9 protein-coding genes are annotated in these 11,648 nt (G+C 42.0%); 2 read left to right on the plus strand and 7 right to left on the minus strand.

Annotated features, from left to right (window positions below; all coding sequences use genetic code 11):
- Positions 1-216: 216 nt before the first annotated feature.
- The gene (locus C2M32_RS20275; protein WP_105170104.1) at positions 217-2,502 is read right to left on the minus strand and encodes an aminotransferase class V-fold PLP-dependent enzyme; all 2,286 of its coding nucleotides are present in this window, start codon (positions 2,500-2,502) and stop codon (positions 217-219) included.
- A gap of 307 nt (positions 2,503-2,809) precedes the next feature.
- Between C2M32_RS20275 and C2M32_RS20280 the strand changes: the two genes are divergently transcribed.
- Positions 2,810-4,660 (plus strand): S8 family serine peptidase, encoded by a 1,851-nt coding sequence (locus C2M32_RS20280; protein WP_105170105.1) that lies wholly within the window; start codon positions 2,810-2,812, stop codon positions 4,658-4,660.
- Positions 4,661-4,862: 202 nt separating this feature from the next.
- On the opposite strand, the gene C2M32_RS20285 is transcribed toward C2M32_RS20280, so the two are convergent.
- Positions 4,863-5,582 carry a DUF4336 domain-containing protein gene (locus C2M32_RS20285; protein WP_105170106.1) on the minus strand — a complete coding sequence of 240 codons (720 nt, stop codon included), beginning with the start codon at positions 5,580-5,582 and terminating at the stop codon, positions 4,863-4,865.
- Between the two features lie 625 nt (positions 5,583-6,207).
- Between C2M32_RS20285 and C2M32_RS20290 the strand changes: the two genes are divergently transcribed.
- A complete protein-coding gene (locus C2M32_RS20290) occupies positions 6,208-7,248 on the plus strand; it encodes a PepSY-associated TM helix domain-containing protein (protein ID WP_234401372.1) in 1,041 nt (346 codons plus the stop codon).
- A 69-nt stretch (positions 7,249-7,317) separates the two neighbouring features.
- Here the strand turns inward: C2M32_RS20290 and C2M32_RS20295 are convergent, their stop codons facing one another.
- From C2M32_RS20295 to C2M32_RS20315, 5 genes are all read right to left on the minus strand, one after another.
- On the minus strand, positions 7,318-7,791 hold the full coding sequence (locus C2M32_RS20295) for a VOC family protein (RefSeq protein WP_105170108.1): 474 nt from the start codon (positions 7,789-7,791) through the stop codon (positions 7,318-7,320).
- A gap of 82 nt (positions 7,792-7,873) precedes the next feature.
- Complete coding sequence (locus C2M32_RS20300; RefSeq protein WP_105170109.1) at positions 7,874-8,326, minus strand: GNAT family N-acetyltransferase; 453 nt, start codon at positions 8,324-8,326, stop codon at positions 7,874-7,876.
- Between the two features lie 19 nt (positions 8,327-8,345).
- Positions 8,346-10,211, minus strand: coding sequence for an AAA family ATPase (locus tag C2M32_RS20305; protein WP_105170110.1), 1,866 nt, complete (start codon positions 10,209-10,211; stop codon positions 8,346-8,348).
- Between the two features lie 260 nt (positions 10,212-10,471).
- Positions 10,472-11,053, minus strand: a complete 582-nt coding sequence (locus C2M32_RS20310; protein WP_105170159.1) for a nucleoside deaminase — start codon at positions 11,051-11,053, stop codon at positions 10,472-10,474.
- A gap of 89 nt (positions 11,054-11,142) precedes the next feature.
- Complete coding sequence (locus tag C2M32_RS20315) at positions 11,143-11,625, minus strand: cupin domain-containing protein (protein WP_105170111.1); 483 nt, start codon at positions 11,623-11,625, stop codon at positions 11,143-11,145.
- Positions 11,626-11,648 lie beyond the last annotated feature (23 nt).

Here is an 11,648-nt window from a genome sequence, read left to right on the forward strand (position 1 = left end):
GACGGGCTCGTTGTAACCCGTCACAATTAGGGTGCAGACTTAGATGTGTAAAAGCAATGTGACTACTGGGTGGTAAAGCTCAAAACCATTTTTGATTGAGTAAAAATAATTTATAAAACAAACTTAAGTTTTTGAGGCTTCCTAGCTATATTTACCAATAAAACTGCTAACAGAAAAGGGCCTGTAAAGGCCCTTTACATTTTTTATAGCGGCTTGTTACATTGATTGGCTTAGAGCATATCCACCCTTCAAATGCCCTACGTTTTCAAAACCCAAACGCGTCAATGCCTGCGCAGCAACTTGAGAGCGACTGCCACTGCGACACACCAATATCAATTCCTGAGATTTATTATGTTGCTGTTGACAAATAAAGTCGGTAAGACGCGTTAGGGGCACGTTCATATCAAACTCTTGGCTATGGTTAAGTGCATACTCGTGAGGCTCTCGTATATCAATTAACTTGACGCCAGGTGTTGTGTTCAATTTAGCCTGTAACTCAGGTGTACTGTACTCTTGTAAGCGCTTTTTATTACATGTGCCGGTAAACGCACCACACATGATTTCTTCACCGATTTGATCATGAATATTTTTATCTAACTCAGCCTTACTTTTTAAGAACTGTTCTTCACTGATCTGAGACGATAAAATACCATTAAGTAACTCATTTCGACTTGCTTCAGCGGCAAAATTTGTGACGAATTCATTGTGATAATCGTGACTTGGACATAAGAGACTCTCATTACCAACCAAATCAAAGAGTTTCTTCAAGCTTGTGTACATAAGCGCGGCACTACTGGTTGAAAAATTGGTACGACCAAGGCTGCCCATCAGTACTAAATCTCCGCAAAATACATAACTGACAACTAATTCACCCTGTTGCAGTTTATGTTTATCACACAACACTAGGGAGATACTGTCATCGGTATGCCCAGGCGTTGTAATGCGTAATAAGTATTTATCACCAATGGAAATAGCTTGATAAGATTGGCCATCTAGCTCAACCGTGGCGACTTCTTCAGGCCAACCTAAATGATCGGTATGTTGCATCGCTAAGTGTTGCTGAGCTAAGGAAACACGTCCAGATTGATGGTCAGCATGGCCATGAGTATCAATCGCTGCTACAAGTTGTAACTGCTGGCACTGTAGAATCGTCAACAAGCGTTTATTCAGCTCAGGAAGTGGGTCAACTATGATTGCAGTCTTGGTTGTTGGATCAGCATAGAGCCATGTGCAACTACCACCAACTTTAAACTGTACTAAGCCCTGCAACTGAGATTTTTCGTCAATATTGCCCATCGCATTTAACAAACAACTATGCCCAAGCGCTTGGGCACAATGTTGAATACGATCACACGCCTGATCTATTTGTTGTTGCGTAACAGCTGGACCGAATGACATACGAATTGCAGATTCACTTTGCCATGCGGGCAAACCCATAGCATCGAGGACAAAACTGCGTGTAACCTTAGAGCTACATGCCGAACCAGAGCTCACTCGTATGTTAGCCGCATCAAATAAGTCCATAATTTCTTTAGAGCTAAAACCCGGAATTGCAAAGTTCAAGGTAGTGGGTACGCTGTTTGCAAAATCGTGATTGAACACCACTGTTGGAAATGCATTTTTTAGCGCCAACGCAAGCTGTGAGCGATACAATTGTAATTGACCTACGCTAGAAAATACGCCATCTCCTTGATCCAATAACTCATCAAAAATAACATTCAGTGCTGCCAAGCCAGGTAAATTTTCTGTACCAGAGCGTAATCCACCCTCTTGTCCACCTCCAGCGATGAAAGGTGTAAACGGCGCGCCTTTACGTATGTAAACAAAACCAATGCCCTTTGGACCGTATAATTTATGTCCGCTAAAAGGTGCATAATCAATACTGGTATTGGCTAAGTCAAGACAACGTTTACCTAGAGCTTGTACGCAATCTACCATCCAAAACACATCGGCATTGTTGCCTCTTATCACCAGTTCTAACGCGTCTAAGTCTTGATATACGCCTGTTTCATTATTCACCGCCATGGTACAGATCATCAGCGCGTTTGGTACTTCTTTCGCAATAAAGTCCATATCTAACTTACCCGTTGCGTCAACCGGGATAGGCTTTACTGTTGCGTTTACCTCTAGAATCTTGTTCCAATGTTTCAAAGACTCCGGCACCGCTTTATGCTCTGTCGCACCGTATAAAATGCTGTACTCTTTGTCTGGTTGCATACTACTTTTGGCAGCGTAAAGAGCGGATAAAATTCCTGTTTGAATTCCTTCTGTCGCACCACTGGTAAAAATCACTTGCCCTGAGCCCGCACCCAGCACCTTAATCGCCTTATTGCGTGTTTCATCCATTATTTGTTTGGCCTGTAAGCCACTTATATGGCTACTGCTGGGATTACCAAACATCGTTTCCATCGTCGACATTGCTGCTTTTGCAGCCTTTGCCAATACAGGTGTAGTGGCATTTGCATCTAGGTAAATTTGGCTTAGCGCCCGTTGCTCAGACATGACAAGACCTTTATTTATATCGAACCATTCAGTTATAACAAAAAATTATAACTAATTACTTATTGCTATATTAGCAAGTTGTGGTGCTTATTCAACCATTAATTTTGTAAAAACATCGTGCAAGAGCTCTATATTCTTGCATTCCAAGAAACTCAGGAAGGACTATTGAGGAAAGTACTTATAACATTTGTTGTGTATTTATGGTTAAACTAAAGTTAAAAAATTATAACAGATCAGTTTATTTTTTGTTCTTTTTCAGTCATCGTAGATAGCGAATCCACTTAAAACAACATGTAAAGGAAATAATATGACAAAGCTAAACACTCTCACTTTAGCAGTTACTTTAGGTATTGCTTCAAACAGTTATGCAGCGCAATTGCTATCTGTAAACCAAGATAGAGCCATTGAAGATCAGTATATTGTTGTGTTTGACACACCAAGTGTACTGAGCATGAACAATGAGAATCAGGTTGCAGCATATGTCGAAGCGCAGGGTAACGATATAGCAAACAAGTATAACGTGCGTGTAAAGCGTAACTTCGGCACTGCTTTAAATGGCGTACTTGTTAACGCCAATAAGAAACAAATTGAAGCAATGTTAAAAGACGGCAATGTTAAGTACATCGAACAAGATCAAATCGTCTCAATTAACCCGTTGGCTGGCACAGCCGCAGACCAAAACGGCGCTGTTTGGGGTCTAGATCGTATCGACCAACAAGACCTACCACTAAATGGTGTTTATCACTATGACTATGATGGTTCTGGTGTTACCGCGTATGTTATCGATACCGGTGTATTAGTAAGCCACAACGAATTTGGCAACCGCGCGAGCCACGGCTATGACTTTATCGATAACGATGCAGATGCAACTGACTGTAACGGTCACGGTACTCACGTTGCAGGTACTATCGGCGGTTCGACTTACGGTGTAGCTAAAAATGTTAACGTTGTCGGCGTTCGCGTTCTAAGCTGTAGCGGTTCGGGCACAAACTCAGGTGTTATCTCAGGTGTTAACTGGGTTAAAAACAATGCAAGTGGCCCGTCTGTTGCGAACATGAGTCTTGGTGGCGGTGTTTCTCAAGCACTTGATGATGCTGTTAACAGTGCTGTTGCCGCAGGTGTTAGCTTTGTTGTAGCTGCTGGTAACGACAACAGCAATGCATGTAACTACTCTCCAGCACGTGCTGCTGACGCAATCACTGTTGGCTCAACAACAAGCAGTGATGGTCGCTCTAGCTTCTCTAACTACGGTACTTGTCTAGACATTTATGCGCCAGGTTCAAGCATCAAGTCAGCTTGGTACAACTCAAACACAGCAACAAACACAATCAGTGGTACATCTATGGCTGCACCACACGTTGCGGGTACGGTTGCACTTTACTTGGATGAAAACCCAAGCCTTACACCATCACAGCTTGATCAAATGCTGAGCGATAAGAGTGCGAAGAACAAGCTATCTGATGCGAAGACTGGTTCACCAAACGAGTTATTACAGGCTGCAAGTGGTCCTATCGTTGAGCCACCGCTAACTGAACTAACCAGTGGTGTAGGTGTTGCTGCTGACGGTGCAAACGGTTCTCAAAACTACTTCAAAATCAATGTTCCAGCAGGTAGCTCTGCACTATCATTCGTATTGACTGGTGGTTCTGGCGATGCTGACTTATACGTTAAGCAAGGTCAAAAACCGACTATGAGTGATTATGCTTGTCGTCCATATAAAAATGGTAACGAAGAGCAGTGTGATTTCACTAACCCAGCAGGCGGTGATTGGTACGCAATGTTACACGGTTATAGCGCATACAGCGGTGCAACACTGACTGCAACAGTTGGCGGTGATGACACGGGTTGTGGCAGTGACTGTTTACAAAACGGTGTTCCAGTGAGCGGCTTAGCTGGCAGCCAAAATCAGCAACTAAACTATAAGATTGAAGTACCTGCAAACGTAACGTTAAACGTGTCAATCTCTGGTGGTTCTGGTGATGCTGACCTATATGTGAAAAAAGGCTCAGCACCAACAACTTCAAGTTACGACTGTCGTCCGTATAGAAATGGCAATAGCGAAACTTGCTCATTGAGCTCAGGTCAAGGTGGTACGTATTACATCATGCTAAACGGTTACACTAGTTTCTCAGGTGTAAGTTTAGTGGGTCAATACTAAGCCATAGCAATAAACTGCTAGATAAAAAGCCCCAGCTTAAACTGGGGCTTTTTATTACTTGTTATACAAGCAACATTCAACTTTCTAGAGTATTGCTGCAAACCAACTCAGTGTTGTAAAGCACCTTTACAACACAGTCATGGTGTCTATCTTGCCTATGCACCTACCAATGACCAAATACAGCTCCTACTCTACGAATCACTCAGTTGTTGGCATGCGCTTGCTCGGTTACATGTGGGTGCAACCAAGAGAATGCACGCTCTAAAAATAGCGGCGCATGATGATCCACTTCTTGTGAATGGGCCATAATAATAATCCTAGGATGCCAAGAGAGCATCTGCTCTATATGCCTCCGAGCTTCTTCTTTGTGAAAAGTAAAACTCAAACGCCAGTCCAAAAAAGCCCCGCTATCCGGCGCCACAACACCCGCAAATTTTGCTAACCAGTTCTTAGAGGGCTCACACCCTACATTGGCATTTCCCTCAATGAGATCCGTCACTATAAGAGTGCGTGAGGGCCGATGAAAAAACACAGCTTCCTCCATTGCGGGGGATCCAGTAAACAATAAGTAAGTAATATCATCTGGCCAAGGAGGTAAAAAGTCTTCAGATAACAAGCTATTAAACGCAAGGTCAAAACGCTTTCTAGCCACTTGTGCCGTTCCCATTAACATTGCTTCTGGAAATTGCTGTTGCCAGTCATGTAAATATAAATGATGTAATTCATTAGGCGCTATCAGATATTTAACTTCACCTAGTGAGGACACTTCGCGAAGAATAACATCGGTCATCTTGATGGGGCTATGCAACCATAGTGAATTATCTGCAAAGCGCACAACCGTCATACGGGTGGCATGAGGTAACGAAAAATAAGACACAGATTGACCGTCAAACACCCAGATATTATCTGCTATTTTCTTCATAAATCCTCCTGCTCATACTTCTCCTGCTTTGTTCACATTGCTGTACTTGCATTGACGAACAATGTCATTTACTGCATTAAACAGAATAATAAAGCTGGCTGAATGTCGCCTTAAGATCCAGATGCTGGGGCATTGAGTGTCTCTTTTGCGAGTCATATCTATACGATGGCTATACAAATGTGAGGTTGTTTTTATATGACAAGGAAGGTGACCAAACACTTAACCTGTCTAACATGAGAAAAATATCACTAATATGATTAAGGCTCACTCATCAACCACTAGCCGATATGCCCAGTGCTCGAAGTGCGTGGGCTAAAATACAATAGAAGCTTGATTTTGATAACCATTATCATTAGCATATGACATCGATTTGCATTTACGAAACCGCAATAAAAAACACGGTCAATACGCTAACACTTTGTCACCGCTTGTTTTGTAGCCGGATAGATATGTTCGCCAAAGGCAACTGCTTGGGGAGATTGCGATTTTTCTCAAGAAGTTGCTACTAAAATATGGGTTGGTTGCGCAAGTGTGCGTACCATTTTCATCTATTACTACTCGAGGGAATGAGGCTTCACATTTTGAATTTATTATGCTTGTAAAAATACTTAGACGATGTCACCTAATGATCGCGGCCATTACCGCAGTGTTTTTGCTGTGTATCTGTATTAGTGGTGCTCTGCTGGTTTATGGTAACGAACTACAGCGAGCGCTCTCGCCCAACGAGTGGCGTATTCCCCCTGATACTCAAACGTTACGCATGTCAGAACTTGCAACACGTGTAGAGCAGCACACAGGGTCATATATCCGCCAAATTCGTCTGCAAGATGAACCAGACCTAGCATGGCAAATTTTCTTGAATGACCTGACTGCAGTGAATCTAAACCCTTATACCGGTGAAATCATTAAACATTACCGCTACAGCGAAACCTTTTACGGGGTGATCATGCTATTCCATCGCTGGTTATTGTATAAGAATGACGAGGGTGAAAGGCCTTTCAAAGTTATCATTAATATCGCAAGTTTAATGTTAATCATTGAAATATTGATAGGTTTATGGCTGTGGTTGAAGCCTAAAAAGCCACTGAAAAGATTAAAAGTTAACTGGAAGGCAAAACCTAAAGTTTTGCTTTATCAATTACATATTACACTTGGGGTAATTTGTGCTATTCCACTGATATTAATTGCTTTCTCTGGCATGACATTTCATTGGACAGACGCAACCAAAGCGGTGGTTAAAACCCTGACATTTAGTGACATCACTAAGGTCGAAGCGCCAAAGATTGCAGCAACGGGCCCATTGGTGTCTGTCGACGAAGCTTATCAGACTATTTTGGATAACCTTGACGGTGCAACATTACAACGCCTGAATTTTCCGCATAACAATGCGCTTATGTCCGGACGCGTACAGTTAGACAATGAGTTTTTCCCTCACAGCATGCGCTGGGTTGATATGAACACCGGTCAGCTCGTGCAAAAGTTTAATGCCGTTGACCAGAGTGCCGCAACCGCAACTTGGAATTTCAGGTATGTATTTCACGTTGGTAGTTTCGGTGGTCACTTCACTAAAATCCTATGGTTGATACTCACCCTACTCCCCGTTTTCTTTGTAATTTCGGGAGGCTATTTCTATGTGAAACGACAACGCAAAGGTAAAAAAAGCTAACCAACAAAAAGAGCGCTTTATCCTTCAAATAAAGCGCTCTTTAAGCTATGAAGCTCTTTTCAGTATGTCTTATACATCCTCTTGTTGACCCATAAAGTCAACCATACGCTGCATAATTTCCTCTTGGCTTAGATCTTCTGTGTGCGTGGCGATGGTCCAAACATGGCCAAATGGGTCTTGTAGTGTGCCCGCCCGGTCACCATAAAACTGATCATGAACAGGTCTTATCTCGGTAGCCCCCAAAGCAATTGCATTGGCAAATACGCTATCCACATCCTCAACATACAGCATGAGGCTTACGGCTGTACCACCCAGTGCTTGTGGGTCTTGAAAGTGAACTTCCGAGCACATATCCGATAGCATAATATGTGAGTTGCCAATCTTCAGCTCAGCGTGAGCAACCCCTCCATCCGGCATGGGCAACTGTATCACGAGCTCTGCGTTAAAAGCCTTTTGATAAAACACAATGGCGTTCAATGCACCATCAATAATTAAATAAGGGGTAATTGAGTGAAATCCTTCTGGGATAGCTGATACGGTCATAACTTTTTCCTTTGTCGTTATTCGTTGTCCAATGAGACTAGCTGAAAATAAACAATGTGAACAGCTTAAAAAACAACCTAATTTAGCTTGATGAATATGACAAAGCGAGTTTCTCAATACCGTGTGGTGGGGTAAACCTCTCCACCTCTACAAATCCATGTTTGCGATACAATCTAATGGCAGGCTCGTTTACCACCGCCGTCTCGACCCAAGCAGAGGTAATGTGTAATTCACTCAGCACAAAACACATCAGTTTATCGGCAATCCCCTTTCTAAAATGATTCGGGTCAACCACCAAGCTATGGATCTCAAGGTGCTGTTCGGCCACCTCAACTTCAATCACCGCGGCAATGTCATCGCTTTCCAAGTAGCCATAAAAATCACTTTTTGCAGCTTTAATATCTGCCACTGTTCTAGACAGCGGTGGAAAATCTTCCCGTCCTATCAATTCTGCCTCAACGCTATAGGACCTTTGCAACACGCACCAAATTTGCTTAGCGGTGCGCTCATCGTGATGTTTTAGTTTAGTTATCATAGTTGTCCTAACTTTGGTTTCACCATTGCCCCAAGAAAAAGCTTTGAATACTTGCTATCGTGGTCAATTCTCCCATGACCTGCACAACATGCTCGGGTTCAGTGATCTCGGGCTTCCCTTTGTAATCACCACAAGTATTTTCAAGAATGTAATTCCATTGCGACAACACGGCTTCCTTTACCCCCTCAGAAGCAACTGTCTTCTGCGGGTTTTTTGTTGCTTTTATCCAGTATGCGCTTACAGATGAGTTTTTTATGTTCAATGACGTTGATTCAACATCAAAACCCGATTTTCGCAAAATTACTTTCATGTCAGATTCGGAATACGGGACAGCATATTTTTCTGGGTGAAGTAATGGGTACAGCTCGATTATAACGACTTGCCCATCATCTTTGACTGCCTGTGCTGCTCTATTAATAATTTGTGCGAAATCATTCGGGTTACATTCATGTAGCACATTGGAAATAACCACCAAATCATAGTAAGAAGTCAGAATATTCGCTTCAAGATTAATAATTTCTACATTATGACTGTCTTGTTCTATCAATTTGCTCAGCTCTTCCCTAACATTTTCAAAAGGTTCCCAAAACGACCATCGAATATTGTTCTTAACATCGGGGAGCTTACTCACTTCAAAAAACGTTCTCCCATAACCCGCCCCTAAATCTAGAATTTCTAGCCTCTTGCCGCTTTGGCCAGATAGTTTTCGCTTAATAAAATCAGCTAACTTGTCGTTTTGTAAATCAGGCTTGTTGGAGTTTTTGTGTGGTACCGCACCATAGTTAAAGGCTTTTGCAAAGCTTCTCAGCACAGATTCAGACAAAGCAAGGCTGTTGGATTGTGATAGTCGTAGCAAATTATTGTCATAGCCATCAAATAACTTGTAAGTCATACTTACTTTCTCAAAATCACTTTCAAGATCCACTATCTTACGAGAAAAGGTTGGTAAAACCGCTCTCGATCTTTTTTCAAAGTCAATTTCTAGTTCAGGCTCTATACACTTAGGTTCATCAAGCTCTACATACCAACATTGATCTATAAGTTTTGAGAAAATAACGTGAGGATGGTGAGTCGTCACTATCGCTTGGGGGATTTTCTGTTTAATCTTCTCACACAAAAATGAAATATATTGTGGATGTAAATAAGTTTCTATTTCATCTATCAGTAAAATACTGATCTCTTTGTAGCAAATAAAACATAAGTAGAAAAACAACGCTCTTTGTCCCTGACTCCAAGAAGGATTTGGGAATATTTGACCGTCAAAGTATCTTAGGTGTAATTCTATATTTTTGGTTAAATTGTTATACCTGTAATATAGGTGGCCGTTGGTAATTGATTCTAAATCTCTTGTTACTTCACACGCGCCATCACACTTATACAGTTTATCTGGGTTGATATTTGTACAATAGTCAAAACGATAACTTGTATCCGCTAGCCACTTTTTCTTATCAAACTCATTTGCATGTTTGTCTCTGAGGTGGTTTCCAATAAACTCCCACAAAACCTGCCTGCATATATTTTCAATATTGCTGGCTTCGTCGTTAGTTATCCTGCCATCACCGAGTGGTATATACGTAAACTTCTTTAATACATAGTCTAAGTCATTGAGTAAAAATACATTCTTACAGCTCAAATTAGGGTCTTGTAATTCAACCGCAACGGAAGAACGTCTCGGTGTAAAACCATCCTGAGAGCTCTTGTTCCCACTGGCGTTGTGTTCTTTAATACTTCTATCAATATGATTGATAATATGAGATTTTCCTGAGCGGTTTTTACCCGCAAACACGATTAGCTTTGTTTCATTCCCGCGGGGAACTTTGATGTTCAATAGAATAGACTCTTGTTTACTTCTTGTTCCAACGCTTACTTTTTTTATGAAGTTCATTTATTTCCCTAATCCAAACAACTCACCACGCGCTGAATATTTGAGTTTTCACGCACCACCTGAGCGCACCCAACACAGCCCGCCTATTCACTTCGATATCGGTGCGCTAAGTTCTTATTACTGATTTTTTTTAAGCTCTAACATGCATGACAAAGGAAAAGTGGTCAATAAAAACAAGAAAATGGCCACCAATTGGCGACCATTTTCTAGGAATGTCACGGGGTGCTAACGAAAGCTCAGTTCAAAGGGTTTGCGCTCTGCTACAACACCCTTGGATTATTCACCGCATTTAATCCTTGCCAGTCTTCTAGGTCTTGTTCTGGTTTTTCGGCTCTAAATTTTGCGTATTGTGCAATTCCTTGTTGGTCTTCTAATATCTCAACATTTACACCTTTTTCTGAGAGCATTGCTTCATTACCCGATGCATTGGTGACATCACCCACAACCACTTTACTAAAGCCTCTCATGTACAATAGCGTTGCACACACATCACATGGACTGAGGCTGGTAAACAAGGTGGTTTTACCAAAATCAATGCGCCCAGCGTCACGAATAGCGGAGGTTTCGCCGTGATTATATGGGTGATCTTCTTGCACCAAGGTGTTGTGTCCTTTCCCAACGATTTGTCGGGTTTGGTTATCTATAATCACCGCACCAATTGGGCAACCTCCTTCACGGTAACTTTTCTGTGCTAATAGCACTGCGATGCGCATAAAATCAGCATCCGTTAAAGCACATGAAAACTCTGCATTCATTAACGTAGGTAAGCTACGAGTTGGCATATGGGCAATCACAGCCAGTACCTCATCACAAACCTGTGTATTCTTAGTTAGTATGGCCATAAGCTCTCCCTTTAAAAACGTAATTTCTTTTTTAACCCGCTCTAAAAGCATAGTTTAAATTCTATCATTATCGTTATGTGTCTACCGTATCACGCTTTTTTACCCGCTACAGGTTCAGATATGTTATCAATATCGACGAGATTCCAAGGCAACCCCTGTTGTCGATATATGCGTTTTTGCAAGTGAGGATAATCACCCACATCATGGCGCAAACGTTGACCAACCACGATACACTTAAACGTATCAAGGCCACTGTTATAAATAGTATGCGCAAGGCCACCGGCACGATAACCAATAAAATCTCCTGCACCAATATGATACTGCTCATCACCTATGGTCGCCGTTGCTTCCCCCTCAAGTACGTAAATACATTCATCTTCATGGTAATGCTTATGGAATTCGGTGGAGTAAAATCCCGGCTCGACCTCAATAATATGAAAGCCAAACCCCGTCAGGCCCGTTTCGTCACCTAATGATTTGTTCAACCGCTGGGCCTTGTCGTTCAAAAAATGGGTCTTTTCAACACCCTGAAGATGTGCAATGTCGTTACGTGTCAACAAGTACTTATCCATGTTACTTCCTTCATTAAGACAGA

The organism is Pseudoalteromonas sp. T1lg23B, from assembly GCF_002964665.1.
GTDB lineage: Bacteria > Pseudomonadota > Gammaproteobacteria > Enterobacterales > Alteromonadaceae > Pseudoalteromonas.

Excerpts from the sequence above, each read along its gene's own strand:
- C2M32_RS20275 (WP_105170104.1), bottom strand. The coding sequence starts at position 2,502 with ATGTCTGAGCAACGGGCGCTAAGCCAAATTTACCTAGATGCAAATGCC.
- C2M32_RS20280 (WP_105170105.1), top strand. The coding sequence starts at position 2,810 with ATGACAAAGCTAAACACTCTCACTTTAGCAGTTACTTTAGGTATTGCT.
- C2M32_RS20285 (WP_105170106.1), bottom strand. The coding sequence starts at position 5,582 with ATGAAGAAAATAGCAGATAATATCTGGGTGTTTGACGGTCAATCTGTG.
- C2M32_RS20290 (WP_234401372.1), top strand. The coding sequence starts at position 6,208 with ATGATCGCGGCCATTACCGCAGTGTTTTTGCTGTGTATCTGTATTAGT.
- C2M32_RS20295 (WP_105170108.1), bottom strand. The coding sequence starts at position 7,791 with ATGACCGTATCAGCTATCCCAGAAGGATTTCACTCAATTACCCCTTAT.
- C2M32_RS20300 (WP_105170109.1), bottom strand. The coding sequence starts at position 8,326 with ATGATAACTAAACTAAAACATCACGATGAGCGCACCGCTAAGCAAATT.
- C2M32_RS20305 (WP_105170110.1), bottom strand. The coding sequence starts at position 10,211 with ATGAACTTCATAAAAAAAGTAAGCGTTGGAACAAGAAGTAAACAAGAG.
- C2M32_RS20310 (WP_105170159.1), bottom strand. The coding sequence starts at position 11,053 with ATGGCCATACTAACTAAGAATACACAGGTTTGTGATGAGGTACTGGCT.
- C2M32_RS20315 (WP_105170111.1), bottom strand. The coding sequence starts at position 11,625 with ATGGATAAGTACTTGTTGACACGTAACGACATTGCACATCTTCAGGGT.